Below are 20,035 nucleotides of genomic sequence, written 5' to 3'. Positions count from 1 at the left end.
AGTATAAATTTATATAATTCTGAATTATGCCAAATCTTACCTTTAAGGGAGGAATTTTTCCACCTTTATTTAAAAAAACAACCGAAGATATAAGAGTAAAAGCAACAGCCCTTCCAAAGAAAGTTGTAATTCCTTTAAATCAGCATTTTGGAGAAACCGCGCTTGCTATAGTAAAAAACGGCGATTATGTACTAACCGGGCAAAAAATCGGGGAAGTACGTGGAAACATTTCTTCTACCATACACTCAAGCATTTCCGGCATTGTCAGGGACATCGGCCCCTACAACCATCCATTCATAAATGAGCCTGTATTATCCATTATTATAGAATCGGACAATAAGGATAACAAAATTGAAACAAAAAAAACTCACTGGGATTATTTCCGTTATTCGCACGACGAGCTTATTAAAATTATCCAGGAATCCGGAATTGTAGGCATGGGCGGAGAGGGTTATCTTTCAAACCTGAAGCTTGCCTTGTCAAAAGAAATTGATACTTGCATACTCAACGGCTGCGAATCTGAATCCTATATAACCTGTGACGACAGGCTTATGCGTGAAAATGCCGGGGAAATTGTTGAAGGTTTAAAAATATTGATGTACATCCTGGACGTCCACAAAGGGTTTATTGCAGTTGAAGAAAATAAAACAGAAGCGATAAAGGCCCTCAGAAAAGAAGTTTTTACCGTGCCGAATATAACTATAAAAATCTTAAAATCAAAATACCCGCAAGGGGCCCAAAAACAACTTATAAAAGCAGTCCTTAACCGTGAAGCGCCTTCAAATGTAACTTCTTTAGACACCGGCGCAGTTGTCTGGAACGTAGGCACAAGTTACGCTATCGAGCAGGCCGTAGTAAAAAATATGCCTCTGATTTCAAGAATCGTAACCGTGGCCGGGAACGATATTAAATTTCCCGGAAATTATAACGTCAGAATCGGTGCGCTTGTTTCGGATTTGCTCTCCCAAAGCGGCTACGTTGCTTCGTCCGCTGCCTTGCAGCGGCCGGTGAAACTGATTATCGGCGGGGCTATGAAAGGGACCGCTCAATTTACGGCTGATATTCCAATTGTCAAGAACACTTCCGGGATAATAGTAATTCAACAGGAAGAAAAAAACATACAATATGAATTTGATCCGTGCATAAGATGCGGCAGGTGTATTGACGTTTGTCCCATGAAATTAATGCCTAACTTTCTGAGCGTTTACTCGGAGAATTCTCTTTGGGGAGAGTGCGGAAAATTATTCCCTGAAGAATGTATAGAATGCGGCTGCTGTTCTTATGTTTGTGTAGCAAAAAGGCCCATGGTCCAGCAGATAAAACTGGCTAAAGGGAAAGTCCTGGGAAAACAATGAACCCGTTATTTGTTTCTGTTTCGCCACATATTAGATCTGAAAAAACAATCAGGCATGTGATGCTGGACGTACTCTTTGCATTGTTGCCTTCAGTTATAGCGGGCGTTATTTTTTTTGGAAAGGATTCTTTGTTGATTGTTTCAACCAGCGTGTTATTTTGCTGCTTGACTGAAATTGTATTTGAAAAAATAGCTAAAAGAAAAAACACTATTAATGACCTTTCTGCTGTAGTGACAGGAATTATTTTTTCCCTTACTCTGCCAGCGTCAGCTCCTTTGTGGATAGTCGCTTGCGGGGCAGTTTTTGCAATATTGATAGGTAAACAATTTTTTGGCGGTATTGGCCACAATCCATTTAACCCTGCGTTAATTGCAAGGGCTTTTGTCCAGCTTTCCTGGTCAAAAGAAATTGCCGGTATTCCGGCTTCTTTAGAGATAACTAAATTTAATATGTTCTTGGGGAATATGCCGGGAGCCCTGGGTGAAGTTTCAAAAATTGCAATTATAGCCGGTGCATTGTATTTAATTTTTCGCAGACAAATTACCTTACATGCGCCCTTGAGCTTGGTTGTGACAGTTGTTCTTTTATCAATAGTTACAAGAAATAATCCGCTTTTTCAGGTTTTAACCGGAGGACTGTTATTAGGCGCTGTTTTTATGGCAACGGACCCGGTAACAACGCCTGTTTCAGGAAACGGAAAGATTATTTTTGGTATCGGCTGCGGACTGCTGACAATGTTAATAAGATTGAAAGGCGCTTTTCCGGAAGGAATATATTATTCGATTTTAATAATGAATATGTTTACGCCTGTTATCGATAAAGTCACCAGAAAAAAAGGTTTGGGGTCTGATGAATTCAAAAATACTTATTAAAACAGCTGCCTCATCCTTAAAACTGGCTTTTCTTTGCATGATTTCAGCGTTACTAATATCACAGCTATATCTTGCAATTGAACCGGTAATAAAACAGAGAAAAACTGAAACTTTAATTTTGTTATACAGACAGGTTCTTCCTAATTCAGCTTGGTTTGAAAATAAAACAGCCGGTAACAGAGAATTTATTGCAGGGTTCGACAAACAGCATGTACAAAGAGGGAAAATCGTAAAGTTAAATGTGCGCGACTACAACGGCGATATTGAAATTTTATTCGGAGTGGACCAGGAAAATAGAATATTGGGAATAAAAATATTGAACGCAGATTTTAGAATTAACCTTGAAGATGATTCTTCAAAAAGTGATTTTTTCAAGAAATTTATAGGCTTAAAATTTCATGACCTGAAGCTTGAAAAAAACGGAAAAGATATCAGCATAATTCCGGGTGCAGACGTTTCTTCAAAGGCGTATATAAAAGCGCTTAAAAAAGCAGTGGAGGAAGTAGAATCAATCAATGCTACAGAACAGTAATTTAAATGCTTTTCTTTCAAGAATATGGCGGGCTAATCCTGTCGTTGTCCTGATGGTAGGCCTGTGCCCGGTATTGGCAATTACGACTACAGCTTATAACAGTATAGGCCTGGGCGCAGCTGTTTCCTTTGTTTTAATATGTTCAGGGTTAACGATTTCGCTTATTAGAAAATTTGTTCCCAATGAAATAAAAATACCTGCATCTATGGTAATAATAGCGTTTTATACGACGTTCGTTGATTATTTTATCCAGGCCTATTTTATTGAACTTTCGGCATATTTGGGTATTTTTATACCGCTTATTATGGCAAATTGTTTACTGCTGAACAGTTCTGAAATATTTTATTCTGTGAAAAATTCCACAACTCATTCTTTTCTGGATGCGGCCGGTTTCAGTATTGGATTCTCAATAGTAATCTTGCTGATCGGATCCCTGCGGGAAATATTAGGAAGCGGGGCTTTTATGGGCCAACAACTTTTTCAGGAGCCCGTGAATGTTATGGTTTTGCCTGCGGGAGGGTTTCTTCTCATCGGAATCCTGCTTGGTATCTTAAACTGGTTTCGTTCTAGGTTTTCAGAAAAAAATGATAAATAATACCACAAACCCAGTATTGATTTTTTTAAGTGCTTTTGTTGTAAATAACATAGTCCTCATAAGGACTATAGGCTTATGTTCTTTTTTTAGCATGTCGAATAGCCTTAAAAGTTCGTTGAACGCAGCCGTGCCGATAGTATGCGTTAATCTGGCAGCCACTATTTTATCCTGGCTGTTTTATAACTTAGCGCTTATTCCTTACAAACTTGAATACCTGAAATTGGTATCATTCGTACTCATCATAGTTTTATTGGTTCAAATTCAGGAATTTATATTAAAAAAAGTTCTGGCAAACTATTTTTCGACAGCCGGAAACAGCCTGTCCGTTATTACGGCAAATTGTATAATTCTGGCAGTTTTGTTGTTAAATACCGAATATAAGCTTGACCTGGTTAATAGCATTATTTACAGTTTGGGTATTGCTTTTGGGTATGTTCTTGCTATAATACTGTTTGCCGGAATGAAAGAACGGGTTGGATCCGCGCCGATTCCAAAAGCATTGAAGGGTTACCCGATTGAATTTATTCTTGCCGGGCTTATGTCAATTGCAATATTAGGTCTGCGCGGTTTGTTTGGGTTGTAAACAGGCGATTATTTATGGATTATTCTCCGATTTTGATTCTTGGTGCGTTAGGTTTTACGGTTGCATTAGTTTTGACGGGCATACATTGTTTTCCGGGTTTCGAGTCTGTGCATTCAGGGAACGGGGCCTGCGAAGATCCCAAACAGAATCCGGAAAATATTTCTGCTGTTATTTATTGCGCAGGGGGAAACAACTGTTCCGACAAGTATGCCTATCAGGGCGTAGAAACCTGTTTTGCAGCCAGCAAAATTTTCAGGGGCAAGAAGGAATGTATTTACGGATGTATAGGTTTTGGCGATTGCGCACAAGCCTGTGCCGAAGGCGCAATTTCGCACGTTAAAGGCGAAATACCCGCGGTAAACAAGAACACTTGTACCGGTTGCGGCCTTTGTGTTAGCGCCTGCCCAAAAAAAATAATTTCACTTGTTCCTTCTAAATATGATGTTCATATTAAATGTTCTTCCCTGAACGCCGGCAGGTATGTAAGGGAAATTTGCGCGACAGGTTGCATTTCATGCGGTATATGTGTTAAAATATGTCCTACAAAAGCCATAAAGATTGAAAATAACCTGGCGGTTGTAAACTATAATAAATGCAGCAATTGCGGTTTGTGTGTTGAACGATGCCCTGCAAATACGATTGAAAGAATTTTACCAGTAGTATGAACAATACTGATAAAAATAAAACTTAAGGGGAAAGAGGAGGAAGTAAAAAGTATGTCATCCATCACGATGAAGTCTTTGCTTGAAGCAGGAGTGCATTTTGGGCATCAAACCAGACAATGGAATCCCAAAATGAGCAAGTTTATTTTTTGTGAGCGCAATAAAATACATATTATTGACCTTCAAAAAACCGTAAAGGAACTAAAAAGAGCGTATAAATTTGTCAGAGATATGGTAGCTTTAGGCAAGCCGGTGCTTTTTGTCGGGACCAAGAAACAGTCAGCGGATGTTGTTGAAACGGAAGCAAAAAGATGCGGAGCTTTTTTTGTTTCAAAAAGGTGGCTTGGCGGAACCTTAACAAATTTTGCAACTATTCGAAAGTCCGTCAATAGGCTTAAAGAACTTGAAAAAATGAAAGAAGAAGGAATTTTTGAATTACTTTCGCCTAAGGAAAGAAGCAAAAGACAGAAAGAAATGATGAAACTGGAGAGTTCTCTCAGGGGAATAAAAAATATGGGGCAGCTTCCAGGGGTAATGTTTGTCGTAAGCCCGACCGACGAAGATGTTGCTGTCCAGGAATCGAAAAAAATGCATATACCCATTGTTGCCATCTGCGACACAAATTCCGACCCGGATATCGTAGATTACCCTATTCCGGGAAATGACGATGCGGTGCGCGCTATCAGCCTTTTCTGCTCAATAATTGCAGACGCTGTTATGGAAGGAAAGGGAACCCTGGACCAGGAAGGCCAGGCGGTAAAGCAGACAGGCGAATTTGGAATTCCGGATGAAGAGCTTGCAAAAGAAGTAGAACTAAACGAAACGAAAGGATAAATAATACCCAATACTCTTCCTAAGCGAGTGGCATTGGGTATGAAAGAGGAGACAATGGCAGAAATAAACGTTGAACTAATACAGAAGCTGCGTGCGACTTCCGGCGCAGGAATGGTAGATTGTAAAAAAGTGCTTACAGAAACGTGCGGTGATCTTGACAAGGCATTGCAGTTATTGCGCGAGAAAGGCATGACTCAGGCTTTAAAAAAAGCCAACAGGGAAACAAAGAACGGCTTAATTGCTTCTTATATTCATTCAGGCGACAGGATAGGCGTGCTGCTTGAAGTGAATTGTGAAACGGATTTTGTTGCGAAAACAGACGAATTTAAAAAACTGGTGAAAGAAATTGGCCTGCAGGTAGCTGCGGCAAATCCTTTCTTTGTTTCCAGAGAATCCATTCCACAGGATGTGATTGAAAAAGAAAAAGAAATATACCGTAAACAGGTATTGGCTGACGGAAAACCTGAAAAAATTGTTGATAAGATTGTCGAAGGAAAGCTTGAAAAATATTTCCAGCAAGTATGCCTGCTAGACCAGCCCTATATCAGGGATTGTTCGGGCAAAGAGAAAATAAAAGATATGGTTACCGCGGCAATCGCGAAAACCGGAGAAAATATTGTCGTAAGGAGATTTGCAAGGTTTCAATTGGGCGAAGAACTATGAAACAGCCCTGTTTGAAATTTAAAAGGGTTATTCTGAAACTTTCGGGTGAAATGCTTGCCGGAGACAAGAGATTTGGCATCGCCCCTGAAATGTTGGATAAAATTTCTAATGAAGTCAAACAGACAGCAAAATTGGGCGTTGAACTTGGGATTGTTATCGGCGGCGGCAATATCTGGCGCGGCGCTGAAGAAAGAATAAAAGGGCTGGACCGCGTTACCTCGGATTATATGGGAATGCTGGGAACTGTAATGAATGCCCTTGCGCTTCAGAACGCTTTTGAATCTGCAGGGGTGCCTGCAATAGTGCAGTCAGCGATCGAAATAGGAAAACTTTGTGAACCGTTTTCAGAAAAAGCCACAGTAAAATATTTCCAGATGGGAAAAGTAGTTGTTTTTGCCGGCGGAACAGGTAACCCTTACTTCACTACTGATACCACTGCCGCACTGCGGGCGGTAGAACTTAAAGCAGATATTCTTTTTAAAGCGACAAAAGTTGACGGGGTGTATACTTCCGACCCGATGAAAAACCCTTCCGCAAAAAAATATTCCGAAATATCATTCATGGAAGCCATAGAAAAGAAATTAAAAATAATGGATATAACCGCGTTTTCCCTTTGCATGGAAAATAAGGTTAAAATAATGGTATTCAACCTGCAGAAATGGGGGAATATCGTCCGTGCCCTGAAAGGCGAGAAAATAGGCACAATAGTGCATTGATTTTAAAAGGGGAACACAACAATGATTGACAGCGTAATAAGCCAGGCTGAAGATTTTATGAAAAAAACTATTGAAAGGTTCAAACAGGACACCTCAACCTTGAGAACCGGGCGCGCCAGCCCCACTTTAATTGACGGAGTAAAAGTTAACGCTTATAACTCCATAATGCCGCTTAACCAGGTGGCAGGTATTTCAGTACCCGATGCTAAAACAATAGAAATCAGGCCCTGGGACGCAACAGTGATACCGGCCATTGAAAAAGGAATAGCGCAGGCTGCCGTAGGCCTTAATCCGGTTAACGACGGGAAAGTAATCAGGCTGGTTATTCCGCCTTTAACGGAAGAGCGTAGAAAAGATTTTGTAAAACAATTAAATAAAATGGCGGAAGAATACAGGGTTTCTATAAGAAATGACCGCCATAAAGCGATAGAGCAGATTAAAAAAACTGAAAAAGAAAAAAAGATTACTGAAGACCAGAGATTCAAGGGTGAAGATAGGCTTCAAAAAACCACAGAATTTTACATCAAAAAAATTGACGAAATCCTTATTGCCAAAGAAAAAGAGATTATGTCTTAATGGATATAGCAAAAGAGTTATTTGACAAAATAGACAAAAAAAAGCTGCCCTTGCATATCGCTGTAATTATGGATGGCAACGGCAGATGGGCAAAAAAAAGAAGATTGCCAAGGGTTTTCGGGCATAAAGCCGGTGCAAAAACCGTTAAAGAGATAATTAAAGCTGCAGATAACATAGGAATAAAATACCTTTCCCTTTATGCTCTTTCCACTGAAAACTGGCTCGCGAGGCCTGTTCTTGAAGTGAAAGCCTTGATGAATATTTTGTATGATTACCTCAAACAGATAAGCGAGTTGAAAGAAAATGAGTTCCGGCTGGTTATAACCGGAGATACATCAAAATTTCCAGATAGGATACAGGAAGAAATAAGAAAATCCCAAAAATATACAGCCGGTTGCAAAAAAATGGTTTTGAACCTGTGTTTGAATTACGGTTCAAGGCAGGAAATAGTTGCTGCTTTTAATAAAATGGCGGAAGCCGGTATTAAAAAAACGGATGAAGAAACACTATCAAAATATTTATTTACCGGTAGTCTGCCCGATCCTGACCTGCTTATACGCACTTCAGGAGAACAGAGGGTTTCAAATTTTTTTCTCTGGCAGATAGCTTATTCTGAAATTTATTTTACAAAAGTGCTCTGGCCTGATTTTGATACAGCCGAGTTATATAAAGCAATTATTGATTACCAGTCGAGAGAAAGGCGTTTCGGAGGGATATAGTACCCCATACGCTTCCAAGCGCGTAGCATGGGGTATTAAATAGGAAAAAATGATTCTACCAAGGCTTTTGACAGCGATTATAGGGATACCCATTATACTGCTTGCCATACATTTCGGAGATGTTCCTTTTTTTATTCTTGTAATTATCATTGTTCTTTTTTCGCTTCAGGAATATTTTTTCATAATCGACAGGACGCAATTCAACCTGCAAAAAGCAAACGGTTATATTTTCGGTTTGCTGATTATGCTTGCCATATATTTTAACGGGTCAAAAATTCTTAGCCCGGCCCAGAGCCAGTTAACCTCTATAGTTTTCACGCTGGCTTTACTCGCTTTTTTTTGTTACGAAATACTGCGTATTGGATTTTCCAACAGGACTGAAGTAAACGGGTCTATTATAAGGATTGCACTTACTCTTTTCGGCCTTTTCATTATTTCCTGGACCTTTGGGCACATACTATTGTTAAGAGATATCAACCCTAACGGAAATAAGTATTCATTTTTCCTGTTTTTGCTGATTTGGATAGCTGATACAGGCGCTTATCTGGTTGGGAAAAGGTTTGGCAGGATGAAATTAGCAGAAAAAATCAGCCCGCAAAAAACGGTAGAAGGCGCTCTGGGCGGCATTGTAATAGGTATAATATTTGCCCTGGCAATGTGGAAAATATTTGCGCTTAAAGAATTAAAGTTAATAGAAGTTATCGTTGTAAGTTTTTTTATTATTGTAATCGGATTTATCTCCGATCTTTCCGAATCGCTTTTGAAAAGGGATGTGGGTTTAAAAGATTCCGATGTTCTTTTGCCGGGACATGGCGGAATGCTTGACAGGTTTGATTCCTTCATATTTGCCGCGCCGTTTTTTTATTATTATCTCACCATTTTTCACAAATGACCTCAATTATGAAAAATTTGGTTATTTTAGGTTCAACGGGTTCCATTGGCATTCAGGCGCTTAATGTCGCCAGGCACCTGAAAGATGAATATAAAGTTACGGGGCTTTCCACTTTTTCAAACATCGAGTTACTGGAAAGGCAAATTAAAGAGTTCAACCCGTCCGCAGTATGTGTAGGTTCGCCCGGTGATGCTGATCTACTTCGCGAAAAAATATCAAAAAAAATAGAAATATTTCACTCAAACAAAGGCCTGGAAACTCTCTCAGGAATGGATGAAGCGGACATTGTACTAATTTCTGTAGTGGGCGCTGTAGGCATATATCCCCTGGTTTCAGCAATCAAATCAAATAAAACAATCGCGCTGGCTAATAAGGAATCTCTCGTTATAGCTGGAAATTTAGTCAATGGATTGCTGAAGAAGCATTCGGCTACAATTATTCCTGTCGATAGCGAGCATTCAGCCATTTTTCAATGCCTTAAAAATGAAGACATAAAGAACGTTGATAAACTCATAGTTACCGGTTCAGGAGGGCCTTTCTATAAGAAAGATATTGATTTTGAACATATAAAAGTGGAACAAGCCCTTAACCATCCCCGATGGAAAATGGGGAGAAAGATTACGATTGATTCAGCCACGCTTATGAATAAAGGGCTTGAAATAATTGAAGCGCGCTATCTTTTTGATATATCTTTTGAAAAGATTAAATTACTGATTCATCCGCAATCAATTATCCACTCGCTGGTTGAATTTATAGACGGGTCAGTAATAGGGCTTTTTTCAGAACCAGATATGCGCCTTTCAATACAATACGCCATTACTTACCCTGAAAGGCATAAAACAAAAATTAAACCTTTGGACCTTGAAGTTATAAGGACACTGGAGTTCTATCCGCCTGATATAAAAAAATTCCCCTGCTTAAAACTGGCTCTTAATGCCGGAAAAATAGGCCATACCATGACCTCTGCCCTTAATGCTGCAAATGAATCGGCCGTAGAAGCATTTTTGAAAAAGAAAATAAAGTTTTCAGATATTCCCATAGTAATTGAAAAAGTTTTAAATAAGCATAAAATGATAAAAAATCCCGGGCTCGACGAGATTCTTGAAACCGACCGATGGGCACGGAGAGAAGCCGGAGTAAGGGGAGGAGTTCAATGTTAGGCGCTTTGGCGGTAATATTTACGTTTGGGATAATAATTTTTCTGCATGAATTAGGGCATTTTGTTTCCGCAAAAATGGTCGGGATGAAAGTGGAAAAATTTGCATTTGGTTTTGGCCCTGAAATTGTTGGGAAGACTGTGGGTGAAACCAGATACGCAATATGCTGGGTGCCTTTAGGCGGGATGGTAAAACTTGCCGGAGGAATGGATAATGAGTCAAAAGGCGATCCCGGGGAATTTTTTGCAAAACCCTGGTACAAAAGGGTGTTGGTTGTTGCTTCAGGGCCTTTAATGAATTATGTTCTGGCACTCGTATTCTTTTTTATTGCCATTTACTTTTGGGGACTAGGAGTTCCTACAGAAAAGCCGGTCATTGGCGAAGTAAGAGCAGGATATCCTGCTGCTAAAGCCGGCATTAAATCCGGGGATATGATAATCTCTATAAACGGACAGAAAATAAAACTTTGGCAGGACGCCGCGGAGATTATACATAAACAGGCGCAAAAGAAACTTGTTATAAAAATCCGCAGGCATAATGAAGTTTCGAGTTTTGAAATTACGCCGCAAATGGATAAGGATTTTAAAGTCGGGGTTATTGGAATTATGCCCGATGTTCAGATAGAAAAGGTCGGCATGGCAAAATCATTCCTGATATCAGCCGCTCATACAATTGAAATAAATATCGTATTTTTTGTTTATATGTGGGACAGGATAACAAAGATGGAAAAGCCCGAGGTTTCGGGCCCTATCGGTATTGCGCAAGTTATAGCCCAGACAGCAAAAGTGGGATTTTCAAACCTGTTGATATTAATAGGAAGAATTTCCGTAATGGTAGGATTGATGAATCTTCTGCCTATTCCGATTTTTGACGGCGGGCATATAATGTTTTTTACCATCGAGGGTTTGATAACCAAAAAACGCGCGAGTAATAAAGTTATTGAGACTACCAATTATATCGGATTGACAATTATCGTTTTATTGATGGTATTTGCATTTTACAGTGACTTCGAAAGAATCGGCTTGTTTACATTCACAAAAAAATTCTTCGGGTATTGATTATTAGCAAACGGAAAAATGTTTAAACATAAAAATACCAAAAAAGTAAAAATAGGCTGTGTTACGATCGGCGGCGGTCTGCCGGTTGCTGTGCAATCAATGGCTAATACTGATACCCGCGATGTCCGTTCTACTGTGAATCAGATAAAAAGATTGGAAAAAGCAGGGTGTGAAATAGCGCGCGTTGCTGTGCCTGATCTTGAATCAGCAAGGGCTATCAAAAAAATCAAGAAAAATATTAATATTCCCCTGGTTGCGGATATCCATTTCGATTATAAACTTGCTCTTGAGGCTGTCAATCAGGGTGCAGATAAAATACGTATAAACCCGGGCAATATCGGTTCAAATGGAAAAACGAAACAGGTTGTTTCTGCAGCCAAAAATGCAGGTATTCCCGTCAGGATAGGAATAAATTCAGGTTCAGTAAAGAGGATTACCGGTGTTCTAACTGATGATATGGTAACAACTGCGCTTGATTATGTAAAAATGTTTGAAGATTGGGATTTTAGGGATATTGTGCTCTCCTTAAAATCAAGCGATGTTCTCACTACAATTGCATCTTATAAGGCGCTTGCCGAAAAAACAAATTATCCTTTGCATTTAGGCCTGACTGAATCAGGCCCTCCGGGGGTTGGTACCGTTAAATCGTCATTGGGGATAGGTATTTTGCTTTACGAAAATATCGGCGACACAATCCGGGTTTCGCTTACGGGGGATCCTGTTGAAGAAGTCAAAGTGGCTTTCCAGATCTTGCAGACTTTAAACCTGCGCAATTACGGTATTGACCTTATATCCTGCCCAACCTGCGCCCGCTGTAAAATAAATCTTATTAAAGTTGTTAGAAGTTTTGAAAAAGAGTTTTCGAAATTATCCCCGCCCTGCAAAAATGGACGGGCTCCGCTGAAAGTTGCTATTATGGGTTGTGAAGTCAACGGGCCCGGCGAAGCAAAACACGCTGATATAGGTATTGCCGGCGGGAAAAATACCGGACTGCTTTTTAAAAATGGAAAAGCCATAAAAAAAGTCAAACCAGAAAATTGGGTAAGTACACTAATTAAAGAACTACAAAATTTAGTATGAGGACTAATAAATGAAACTATCAAAACTCTTTTTACCGACATTGAGGGAAGTTCCATCTGAAGCAGATACGATTTCAAGCAAATTAATGCTGCGATCAGGAATGATTCGCAAGCTTTCCAGCGGTATCTACGAATGGCTGCCTATCGGTTTGAGAACTTTAAAAAAAGTTGAACAGATTGTCCGCGAGGAGATGAATGCAATCGGCGGACAAGAAGTTTGGCTGCCTTTGCTTATGCCGAAAGAATTGTGGGAAGAAACCGGCAGGTGGAACATTTATGGCAAGGAGCTTTTTCGTTTGAAAGACAGAAAGGATTCGGAGTTTTGTTTAGGGCCTACGCACGAAGAAGTAATTACGGATATTGTACGCAAGGAAATTCGTTCCTATAAACAACTCCCCGCGATGTTTTACCAGTTTGGCGTGAAATTCAGGGATGAAATCCGCCCGCGTTTCGGAGTTATGCGCGCCAGGGAATTTTATATGAAGGATGCGTATTCCTTCCATGCGGACGAAACGGATGCTGAAAAATATTATCAGGAAGCTTTTGAAGCCTATAATAAAATCTGCAGGAGATGCGGGTTTAAATTCCGTGCAGTTGAAGCAACATCAGGAGCCATAGGGGGGAGTTTCTCCCACGAATTTATGGTTCTTGCGGAAACCGGTGAAGAAGAGATTGCCTGGTGCGAGTGCGGATATGCCGCAAACCTTGAAAAAGCGGAATGCGCAAAATCGGACGATGCAGCCCAGTCATCAGTCCCATTCTCTCTAGAAGAAGTCCACACGCCCAATATGAAGACTATTGATGATGTTGCCAGCTTTTTTAAAACCTCTCCACAAAACTTTATTAAGAGTATAATCTATCTGGCAGATAAAAAACCGGTAATGGTTTTAATACGCGGTGATTATGAAATAAACGAAAATAAAGTAAAGGAACACATTGGCTGTTCTGAATTATTTTTAGCCGACCCGGCAACAGTAGAAAAAGTCACCGGCGCCCAGGTAGGTTTTTCTGGTCCGGTTAACCTTCCAATTTCAAACTCCGCCGCGGAGAAATTTCAAATTGTGGCAGACTATTCGGTAGAATGCATGGTTAATTCCGTTGTGGGGGCAAATAAAAAGGATTTTCATTTCAAAAATGTCAATTTAAAGAGGGACTTTCAGCCTGAACGTTTCTACGATTTAAGAAAAGCAGCCAAAGGCGACAGCTGTCCCCGCTGCAAGAAATTAAAAATCGATTTTTCCCGCGGGATTGAAGTAGGACATACCTTTAAACTTGGCACGAAATACTCAAAATCAATGAAGGCAAATTTCCTGGATGCCCAGGGCAAAGAGCAATTGTTTATTATGGGTTGTTATGGTATAGGTGTTTCAAGAATAGTAGCCGCCTGCATTGAACAGATGAACGATGAAAACGGCATTATTTGGCCTGCAAATATAGCCCCGTTTCAGGTTATCCTGGTACCCATTGATTATAAGGAAGCAGCAACTAAGGAAGCAACCGATAAAATATATAAACAACTTGCAGATGAAGGCTATGAGGTGCTTTTGGATGACAGAGATGAGCGCGCCGGGGTCAAATTTAAAGATGCCGATCTTATAGGAATTCCTGTAAGGATAACTATAGGTGCCCGCAACCTGCCCGATAAAATCGAGTTTAAATTGCGTACCGGAAAAACTTCCGAGCTTATACCACTCAATGAAATTATGGCTAAAATCAAATCTTCAAGCTTCTATTGATATTCTTTTAAATATATAGTATCATTATTTATCTGAATGTCACTGAATATTAAAAAGTGGCTGATATGCATGCCACTTTTTTTATGCTTTATTCGCTTATATGAACCCAATTAATCCACATTAGGAGCAATCATGTCAGAATCAAAAGGTGAACTGTTGCCGGTACTGGAACAGATAGAAAAAGAAAAAGGCATTAAAAAAGAAGAAATTCTCAAAGTAATAGAAGGGGCGCTTGTTTCCGCTTATAAAAAACATGTAGGCAGGGATGTCAACGTCGAAGCAAGCGTTGACCAGGAAACTGCCCTCGTTAAGGCTAATGTTGTAAAAAAAGTTGTAGCTGCGACAACGAACCCAAATCAGGAAATTTCTCTCTCGGACGCAAAAAAAATTAATCCTGATATAAAGCTGGATGAGGAAGTCAGGATCCCTCTTGACACGCAGGAATTTTCAAGAATTGCCGCCCAGACAGCCAAACAGGTTATTATCCAAAAAATACGCGAATCGGAACGCGCCAGCCTGTATGATGAATTCAAGGCCAAGGAAGGAAGCATAATAAGCGGAGTAGTTTATAAAATCGTAGACAATAACATAATTATTGAAATCGGAAAATCCGAAGGCATACTTCCCGTGAGGGAACAGGTCCAGACCGAAAGATTCAGAGTCGGCGAGCACATGAAGATTATGATTGTAGCCGTGGAAAAGAGCCCGCGCGGGCCCAGAATTCTTCTTTCGAGAAACCGCCCAGAACTTGTAAAAAGGCTTTTTGAAAATGAAGTCCCTGAAATATATGAAAAAGTAGTTGAGATAGTCGCAGTAGCCCGGGAACCGGGGTTGCGGTCAAAAATAGTAGTAAAATCAAACAACCTGAAAGTTGACCCTGTCGGCGCATGTGTGGGAATAAAAGGTTCAAGAGTGAAACCGATTATTGACGAACTAAGGGGTGAAAGAATTGACCTCGTGCTTTATTCCAACGACTCTCAGGCTTTTATTGCATCGGCTTTTTCTCCGGCCAAAGTGCTGTTTGTCAATGTAACCGACAAAGAACACAAAAAAGCGGAAGTAATCGTTAAAGACGATATGCTTTCTTTGGCTATAGGCAAAAGAGGCGCAAATGTAAACCTTGTCTGTAAACTTACCGGCTGGAGAATAGATGTACGCTCTGAAAGCCAGAAAAAGGCAGCTGCCCAGGAAAAAGCGACCATTACTGTTGAGGAATTGAGCAAATTACCCGGCGTCGGCAAAAAGCTTGCTGATGTATTATTAAAGACAGGCTGGACCCAGATAGACAGAATAGCAAAAGCAAAAGTTGAAGATTTTACCGTCTTGCAGGGTGTAGGCGAAAAAACTGCTCAGAAGATAATTGATTCAGCTAAAGAGTTTCTTGAAAAAAAACAGGAAGCCCCTGTAGTTGAAAATAAAGAAGATACCAAACCAAAAGAGAAGGCAAATGACAGTAGAAAAGAAAAAAACAAAGACGAGTAAAGAAAAGCTTCCAAAAGAGCCAAAAAAGGCACCCAGCGAAAAGAAGCCTGCAAAAAAGGTTCCTGCGGTTGCGCCTGAACCTCTTAAAAAACGCGGCAGGCCAAAAAAAGCAACTCCTGTTGAACAACGCTCTCCGGAAAAGAAAGAAGAAAAAAAAGAAACTGAAAAAGTTGTCAAAAAAGAAATACCACAGGCTCCACCAAAACCGGCAGTTGTTGAGCAGCCAGTTGCGGTTGTGCCAAAACCGGTTGTTGTTCCGGTGAAACCTGTGCCCAAACCCATTCTTCCAAAAATAAAAATTAACGAACTCACTACTGTAAGAGAAATTGCCGAAAAAATAGCTAAACCGGCTTCCGAATTAATAAAGAAATTAATGTCGCTTAAAATAATGGCTACAATAAACCAGAAGCTTGACCAGGATATTGCAACTATCCTGGCAAACGAATTTGGTTATGATACGGAATTTGTTCCGTTATACTCGGAGGATTCAGTCGACGTAAAAGAGGATCCTGCAAAATTAAATCCCAGGGCTCCTATTGTTACGGTTATGGGACATGTAGACCACGGAAAGACAACATTGCTTGACACTATACGCAAAACAAAAGTGACTGAAAAAGAACATGGCGGAATTACACAGCATATCGGCGCTTACAGAGTACATAACCCGAAAGGTGATATAGTTTTCCTTGATACTCCCGGCCACGAAGCTTTCACTGCCATGAGGGCTCACGGTACAAAAATAACGGACATTGTGGTCCTTGTAGTAGCTGCAGATGACGGTATAATGCCCCAGACTATCGAAGCTATTGACCACGCGCGTTCAGCCAGCGTGCCGATAATTGTGGCTGTAAACAAAATAGACCTGGCAAAAGCAAATCCGCAGATAATTAAGCAGCAGTTGGCGCAGCATAATCTCGTCCCGGATGATTGGGGCGGCGACACCATGACTGTAGAAATATCTGCAAGGAATAATATAAATATTGACAAACTAATTGAGACCATTCTTTTTAAGGCCGAACTGATGGAGTTAAAAGCAAACCCGAACAAGCCTGCCCAGGGAATAATCATCGAATCTCAATTGAATCCTCAACGGGGACCGATCGCGACAGTGCTTGTACAGGGCGGGACGCTTTCAGTTGGGGACGCTTTTGTTTCAGGCATGACATCCGGAAAAGTAAGGGCTATGATAAATGAATTTGGAAGCAGGATTCAAAAAGTAGGCCCTAGTACGCCGGTTGAAATACTGGGTTTCAGCAGTTTGCCTCAGACCGGAGATAAATTTGTCGTTGTTAAGGACGAGCGCCTTGCTAAGGAGATAGCTGAAAAAAGACAGAACATGGTTACAAGGGGCAAGAGCGGCACTCAGAAAAAAGTTACCCTGGAAGACCTGGCTACAAAAAAAATAAAACAGCTTAACATAATTTTAAAAACTGATGTGCACGGCTCATACGAGGCCATACGCGATGCCTTGGCCAGGATAACTCATGAATCGGTAGAAATAAATATTGTTCACATGGGCGTCGGCGCTATAAATGAGTCTGATGTTAATCTGGCTATTGCTTCGGATGCGATAATTATTGGTTTTAATATCCGCCCTGACCCGAAAGCAGAAGCCTTTGCAGAAAAAGAAGGTATCGATATAAGGATTTATAGGATTATTTATGAGCTTATCAGCGACATAAAGAAAGCCCTTTCCGGCCTGCTTGAAGCCAAGATAAAAGAAGTTGTTGCCGGCCATGCTGAAGTTAGAAAAACATTTGTTGTCAGCAAAGTGGGCACGGTAGCCGGATGTATGGTAACCGACGGAAAAGCCCAGAGAATTGCAAGAATAAGGGTTTTAAGGGATAACGTGATTATTTGGGACGGCAACATGAATTCCTTGAAAAGGTTCAAGGATGACGTCAAGGAAGTTGAAAAAGGTTACGAGTGCGGTGTTTTTCTTGAAAATTACAACAATATAAAAGTGGGCGACATTTTTGAATTTTATGTTCAGGAAAAAGTAAAACAGGAATTAAGCCAGGAATGAACCAGCAATATAAACGCGCAGACAGATTAGGAAAATTAATACAGAGAGAAATTTCAAGAATAGTAACGGAAGAAATCAGGGACCCCCGTTTGGGGTTTGTAACTATAGCAGGCGTAGAACTTACTGATGATTTGTCCTTTGCCAAAGTGTTTTACTCGGTGCTTGGCGACAAAAAAGAGAAAGAACTTTCAACCAGGATACTTACCAATGCGACAAAATATGTCCGCAGGCGCGTAGGAGAGGAAGTGATAATGCGCAAGGTGCCTGAAATAAGGTTTGGTTTTGACGAGACCGTAGAAAAAGCGTCCAAAGTATACGAAATCTTAAACGTAATTGAAAGAGAAACGCAAACCGAAGAAAAATGCAAGAAGAAAAAAAAGTAATTGCAGATAAGATAATCAAGATATTTGAAAACAACCGGACATTTTTAATTTCAGGGCATATACACCCTGACGGCGATACGGTCGGCTCGGAGCTGGCTTTAGCTTCCTGGCTCAGGAAAAAAGGCAAAAAGGTTGACATTATCAGCACCGACCCGATTCCCAAAGAATTTAATTTTCTTTCGGGAATAAAGAGGATTCTCAGCAAAATAACCAAAAACAGAAGTTATGACGTAGGGGTATTGCTGGAATGCCCGGATGTTACCAGAGTCGGCAGCTTTGTGAATGATGTGAATTTTGGTAAAATGGTCAATATAGATCATCACCCGGAACCTGTTAAAAAGACGCTGAAAAGCGATTGTTCTCTGATAGACCCGAAAGTTTCTTCCTGCTGCGAACTTATTTACTTTATTATGAAATGCGCTTCCTACGTTCCTTCAAAAAAAGAAGCAGTTTGCTTATATACCGGAATTATCACAGACACTGGCCGTTTCCAGCAGGCAAACACAACTCCGGAAGCTCTTGAAACAGCCGCTGATTTATTTAGGCTAGGGGTAGACCCGGTTCAGGTTTACCGGAATGTTTATGCCGCTAAAACCGGCGCTAACCTGAAACTTTTGGGAAGCGCTTTGGGCACTTTGGAAATTGACGGGAATGTTTCTTATATGAAAATTACCTGTACAATGTATAAAAAAACGAATTCTTCGCCCATGGATTCCGAAGAAATAATTAATTACGCTGGCAAGGTTGCCGGGACAAAAGTATTCGGGCTTTTCCGCGAAGTATTAGGTAAAAAAAAATCGGTTAAGATAAGCCTTAGGTCTTTCGATAAAGCTGATGTGAATGCTGTTGCAAGAAAATATGGCGGCGGCGGGCATTTTCATGCTTCAGGTTTTGAAGTTAAAGGCGCGATACAAGAAGTTATAAAGAAAGTTCTGCCTTCGCTTAAAGCAGCTGCAAGATGATATGAAGAAATCAGTAATAACGATCGGTTTCTTTGACGGTGTCCACCTGGGACATAGGAAACTGATTGCAACTGCGATTGACGAAGCGAGAAGAAGTGGTTTTAAGGCAGTTTTGCTTACTTTTGACAGGCACACAAAAAAAAATATGTTGTTAACGCCTATAAATGAGAAACTTAAACTCTTAAAACTCTTTAAACTTGACGAAATAGATGTAGTTGAATTTACGCAGAAATTCGCAGACATGTCAGCTGAAAGTTTTGTTGAAAAGTATTTGGTAAAAAAACATAATATGGGCAAATTAATAACGGGCTACGATTTTAAGTTCGGGAAAGACAGGCAAGGCGATAAGCCGCTGCTCGGGAAGCTTGCAAAAAAATATGGCTATAACCTTATCTCTGTAGGGCCGGTTGCCGTAACTGACAGAAAAACAGGAAAAAAAATCATCGTATCGTCTTCGTATATCAGGGAATGTATTTCCCGGGGCAATATTAAATTTGCCAATGAGTTGCTTTGCGGCCATTATTCGACAGATGGCAAAATAGTTAAAGGCGGCGGAATAGGTGCAAAACTGGGGTTTCCTACTGCGAATATTGAAACACAGAACAATAAACTGCTTCCAATGGGTGTTTTTGCGGGTTATGTTTTAATTGATGGAAAACCGCATGCTGCTGCAGCGAATATAGGTTATAACCCGACAGTAACAGATAAACATGAAATCAGGTTTGAAGTTCACGTAATTAATTTTAAAGCTTCATTTAAGCCCGGTGATATTTTAAGGTTTTATTTTACGGATAAACTTCGGGACGAGAAAAAATTTAAGGATTTGGAAGAGTTAAAAAAACAAATTAAAAAGGATATCAAAAAACTTTTAAAGGAGGAAGAAAAGTGTTAAAAAAAGAAACTAAAAAAAACGTAATGGAGAAGTACAAAACGCATAAAACGGATACAGGTTCGTCAGCCGTGCAGATTGCAGTGCTTTCAGAAAGGATCACGGAACTGAATGAACATTTTAAAAAGAGCCCGAAAGATTACACGTCCCGCAGAGGGTTCCTGAAATTAATCGGGCAGAGAAGAAGATTAATGAATTATTTAAAAAAATCAAACCCGGCACAGTATAAAGAACTTACCGGAAAACTAGGAATTGGATAAAAGC

Annotated in this window: 22 protein-coding genes; all 22 read left to right on the top strand. The window is 40.2% G+C overall.

What is annotated here, in order from left to right; all coding sequences use genetic code 11:
* Nucleotides 1-26: 26 nt before the first annotated feature.
* Nucleotides 27-1,355, top strand: a complete 1,329-nt coding sequence (gene rsxC, locus KKH91_06820) for an electron transport complex subunit RsxC (GenBank protein ID MBU0952515.1) — start codon at nucleotides 27-29, stop codon at nucleotides 1,353-1,355.
* Nucleotides 1,352-2,227: an RnfABCDGE type electron transport complex subunit D gene (locus KKH91_06815; GenBank protein MBU0952514.1), complete on the top strand. Its 876-nt coding sequence runs from the start codon at nucleotides 1,352-1,354 to the stop codon at nucleotides 2,225-2,227. Before rsxC ends, KKH91_06815 begins: the two co-directional genes overlap by 4 nt.
* Nucleotides 2,205-2,759 (top strand): FMN-binding protein, encoded by a 555-nt coding sequence (locus tag KKH91_06810; protein MBU0952513.1) that lies wholly within the window; start codon nucleotides 2,205-2,207, stop codon nucleotides 2,757-2,759. Before KKH91_06815 ends, KKH91_06810 begins: the two co-directional genes overlap by 23 nt.
* Nucleotides 2,743-3,354: an electron transport complex subunit RsxE gene (gene rsxE / locus KKH91_06805; GenBank protein ID MBU0952512.1), complete on the top strand. Its 612-nt coding sequence runs from the start codon at nucleotides 2,743-2,745 to the stop codon at nucleotides 3,352-3,354. Before KKH91_06810 ends, rsxE begins: the two co-directional genes overlap by 17 nt.
* On the top strand, nucleotides 3,344-3,937 hold the full coding sequence (locus KKH91_06800) for an electron transport complex subunit RsxA (GenBank protein ID MBU0952511.1): 594 nt from the start codon (nucleotides 3,344-3,346) through the stop codon (nucleotides 3,935-3,937). The genes rsxE and KKH91_06800 overlap by 11 nt, the downstream gene beginning before the upstream one ends.
* Before the next feature lie 14 nt (nucleotides 3,938-3,951).
* Nucleotides 3,952-4,602: a 4Fe-4S binding protein gene (locus KKH91_06795; protein ID MBU0952510.1), complete on the top strand. Its 651-nt coding sequence runs from the start codon at nucleotides 3,952-3,954 to the stop codon at nucleotides 4,600-4,602.
* Nucleotides 4,603-4,653: 51 nt separating this feature from the next.
* A complete protein-coding gene (gene rpsB, locus KKH91_06790; GenBank protein MBU0952509.1) occupies nucleotides 4,654-5,433 on the top strand; it encodes a 30S ribosomal protein S2 in 780 nt (259 codons plus the stop codon).
* Nucleotides 5,434-5,487: 54 nt separating this feature from the next.
* Entirely contained in the window at nucleotides 5,488-6,096 is a 609-nt protein-coding gene (gene tsf / locus KKH91_06785) for a translation elongation factor Ts (protein ID MBU0952508.1), read from the top strand.
* Nucleotides 6,093-6,812 (top strand): UMP kinase, encoded by a 720-nt coding sequence (pyrH, locus tag KKH91_06780; GenBank protein MBU0952507.1) that lies wholly within the window; start codon nucleotides 6,093-6,095, stop codon nucleotides 6,810-6,812. Before tsf ends, pyrH begins: the two co-directional genes overlap by 4 nt.
* 21 nt (nucleotides 6,813-6,833) lie before the next feature.
* Complete coding sequence (frr, locus tag KKH91_06775) at nucleotides 6,834-7,388, top strand: ribosome recycling factor (GenBank protein ID MBU0952506.1); 555 nt, start codon at nucleotides 6,834-6,836, stop codon at nucleotides 7,386-7,388.
* Nucleotides 7,388-8,107, top strand: coding sequence for an isoprenyl transferase (locus tag KKH91_06770; GenBank protein MBU0952505.1), 720 nt, complete (start codon nucleotides 7,388-7,390; stop codon nucleotides 8,105-8,107). Before frr ends, KKH91_06770 begins: the two co-directional genes overlap by 1 nt.
* Before the next feature lie 49 nt (nucleotides 8,108-8,156).
* Nucleotides 8,157-8,999 (top strand): phosphatidate cytidylyltransferase, encoded by an 843-nt coding sequence (locus tag KKH91_06765; GenBank protein ID MBU0952504.1) that lies wholly within the window; start codon nucleotides 8,157-8,159, stop codon nucleotides 8,997-8,999.
* 8 nt (nucleotides 9,000-9,007) lie between these two features.
* The gene (locus KKH91_06760) at nucleotides 9,008-10,159 is read left to right on the top strand and encodes a 1-deoxy-D-xylulose-5-phosphate reductoisomerase (GenBank protein ID MBU0952503.1); all 1,152 of its coding nucleotides are present in this window, start codon (nucleotides 9,008-9,010) and stop codon (nucleotides 10,157-10,159) included.
* Nucleotides 10,153-11,214, top strand: coding sequence for an RIP metalloprotease RseP (gene rseP, locus KKH91_06755; GenBank protein ID MBU0952502.1), 1,062 nt, complete (start codon nucleotides 10,153-10,155; stop codon nucleotides 11,212-11,214). The genes KKH91_06760 and rseP overlap by 7 nt, the downstream gene beginning before the upstream one ends.
* Nucleotides 11,215-11,232: 18 nt before the next feature.
* Nucleotides 11,233-12,294, top strand: a complete 1,062-nt coding sequence (gene ispG, locus KKH91_06750) for a flavodoxin-dependent (E)-4-hydroxy-3-methylbut-2-enyl-diphosphate synthase (protein ID MBU0952501.1) — start codon at nucleotides 11,233-11,235, stop codon at nucleotides 12,292-12,294.
* Nucleotides 12,295-12,304: 10 nt separating this feature from the next.
* On the top strand, nucleotides 12,305-14,029 hold the full coding sequence (locus tag KKH91_06745; protein ID MBU0952500.1) for a proline--tRNA ligase: 1,725 nt from the start codon (nucleotides 12,305-12,307) through the stop codon (nucleotides 14,027-14,029).
* Between the two features lie 132 nt (nucleotides 14,030-14,161).
* Nucleotides 14,162-15,511: a transcription termination factor NusA gene (nusA, locus tag KKH91_06740; GenBank protein ID MBU0952499.1), complete on the top strand. Its 1,350-nt coding sequence runs from the start codon at nucleotides 14,162-14,164 to the stop codon at nucleotides 15,509-15,511.
* A complete protein-coding gene (gene infB / locus KKH91_06735; protein ID MBU0952498.1) occupies nucleotides 15,477-17,537 on the top strand; it encodes a translation initiation factor IF-2 in 2,061 nt (686 codons plus the stop codon). Before nusA ends, infB begins: the two co-directional genes overlap by 35 nt.
* Nucleotides 17,534-17,920: a 30S ribosome-binding factor RbfA gene (rbfA, locus tag KKH91_06730; protein MBU0952497.1), complete on the top strand. Its 387-nt coding sequence runs from the start codon at nucleotides 17,534-17,536 to the stop codon at nucleotides 17,918-17,920. Before infB ends, rbfA begins: the two co-directional genes overlap by 4 nt.
* Entirely contained in the window at nucleotides 17,899-18,882 is a 984-nt protein-coding gene (locus KKH91_06725; protein MBU0952496.1) for a bifunctional oligoribonuclease/PAP phosphatase NrnA, read from the top strand. Before rbfA ends, KKH91_06725 begins: the two co-directional genes overlap by 22 nt.
* A 1-nt stretch (nucleotide 18,883) precedes the next feature.
* Nucleotides 18,884-19,774: a bifunctional riboflavin kinase/FAD synthetase gene (locus KKH91_06720; GenBank protein MBU0952495.1), complete on the top strand. Its 891-nt coding sequence runs from the start codon at nucleotides 18,884-18,886 to the stop codon at nucleotides 19,772-19,774.
* Between the two features lie 23 nt (nucleotides 19,775-19,797).
* Nucleotides 19,798-20,031, top strand: a complete 234-nt coding sequence (gene rpsO / locus KKH91_06715; protein ID MBU0952494.1) for a 30S ribosomal protein S15 — start codon at nucleotides 19,798-19,800, stop codon at nucleotides 20,029-20,031.
* Nucleotides 20,032-20,035: the final 4 nt, after the last annotated feature.

It is taken from the genome of Elusimicrobiota bacterium (genome assembly GCA_018816525.1).
In the GTDB taxonomy this organism is placed as follows: Bacteria; Elusimicrobiota; Endomicrobiia; order CG1-02-37-114; family XYA2-FULL-39-19; genus OXYB2-FULL-48-7.
Note: the sequence above shows the minus strand (reverse complement) of the source record. Positions and strands in the feature narration are given on the sequence as shown.

Excerpts from the sequence above, each read along its gene's own strand:
- rpsO (MBU0952494.1), top strand. The coding sequence starts at position 19,798 with ATGGAGAAGTACAAAACGCATAAAACGGATACAGGTTCGTCAGCCGTG.
- KKH91_06770 (MBU0952505.1), top strand. The coding sequence starts at position 7,388 with ATGGATATAGCAAAAGAGTTATTTGACAAAATAGACAAAAAAAAGCTG.
- KKH91_06760 (MBU0952503.1), top strand. The coding sequence starts at position 9,008 with ATGAAAAATTTGGTTATTTTAGGTTCAACGGGTTCCATTGGCATTCAG.
- rbfA (MBU0952497.1), top strand. The coding sequence starts at position 17,534 with ATGAACCAGCAATATAAACGCGCAGACAGATTAGGAAAATTAATACAG.
- KKH91_06725 (MBU0952496.1), top strand. The coding sequence starts at position 17,899 with ATGCAAGAAGAAAAAAAAGTAATTGCAGATAAGATAATCAAGATATTT.
- pyrH (MBU0952507.1), top strand. The coding sequence starts at position 6,093 with ATGAAACAGCCCTGTTTGAAATTTAAAAGGGTTATTCTGAAACTTTCG.
- rsxC (MBU0952515.1), top strand. The coding sequence starts at position 27 with ATGCCAAATCTTACCTTTAAGGGAGGAATTTTTCCACCTTTATTTAAA.
- ispG (MBU0952501.1), top strand. The coding sequence starts at position 11,233 with ATGTTTAAACATAAAAATACCAAAAAAGTAAAAATAGGCTGTGTTACG.
- nusA (MBU0952499.1), top strand. The coding sequence starts at position 14,162 with ATGTCAGAATCAAAAGGTGAACTGTTGCCGGTACTGGAACAGATAGAA.
- KKH91_06765 (MBU0952504.1), top strand. The coding sequence starts at position 8,157 with ATGATTCTACCAAGGCTTTTGACAGCGATTATAGGGATACCCATTATA.
- rseP (MBU0952502.1), top strand. The coding sequence starts at position 10,153 with ATGTTAGGCGCTTTGGCGGTAATATTTACGTTTGGGATAATAATTTTT.
- KKH91_06800 (MBU0952511.1), top strand. The coding sequence starts at position 3,344 with ATGATAAATAATACCACAAACCCAGTATTGATTTTTTTAAGTGCTTTT.
- infB (MBU0952498.1), top strand. The coding sequence starts at position 15,477 with ATGACAGTAGAAAAGAAAAAAACAAAGACGAGTAAAGAAAAGCTTCCA.
- KKH91_06745 (MBU0952500.1), top strand. The coding sequence starts at position 12,305 with ATGAAACTATCAAAACTCTTTTTACCGACATTGAGGGAAGTTCCATCT.
- KKH91_06815 (MBU0952514.1), top strand. The coding sequence starts at position 1,352 with ATGAACCCGTTATTTGTTTCTGTTTCGCCACATATTAGATCTGAAAAA.
- KKH91_06795 (MBU0952510.1), top strand. The coding sequence starts at position 3,952 with ATGGATTATTCTCCGATTTTGATTCTTGGTGCGTTAGGTTTTACGGTT.
- tsf (MBU0952508.1), top strand. The coding sequence starts at position 5,488 with ATGGCAGAAATAAACGTTGAACTAATACAGAAGCTGCGTGCGACTTCC.
- rsxE (MBU0952512.1), top strand. The coding sequence starts at position 2,743 with ATGCTACAGAACAGTAATTTAAATGCTTTTCTTTCAAGAATATGGCGG.
- KKH91_06810 (MBU0952513.1), top strand. The coding sequence starts at position 2,205 with ATGAATTCAAAAATACTTATTAAAACAGCTGCCTCATCCTTAAAACTG.
- frr (MBU0952506.1), top strand. The coding sequence starts at position 6,834 with ATGATTGACAGCGTAATAAGCCAGGCTGAAGATTTTATGAAAAAAACT.
- KKH91_06720 (MBU0952495.1), top strand. The coding sequence starts at position 18,884 with ATGAAGAAATCAGTAATAACGATCGGTTTCTTTGACGGTGTCCACCTG.
- rpsB (MBU0952509.1), top strand. The coding sequence starts at position 4,654 with ATGTCATCCATCACGATGAAGTCTTTGCTTGAAGCAGGAGTGCATTTT.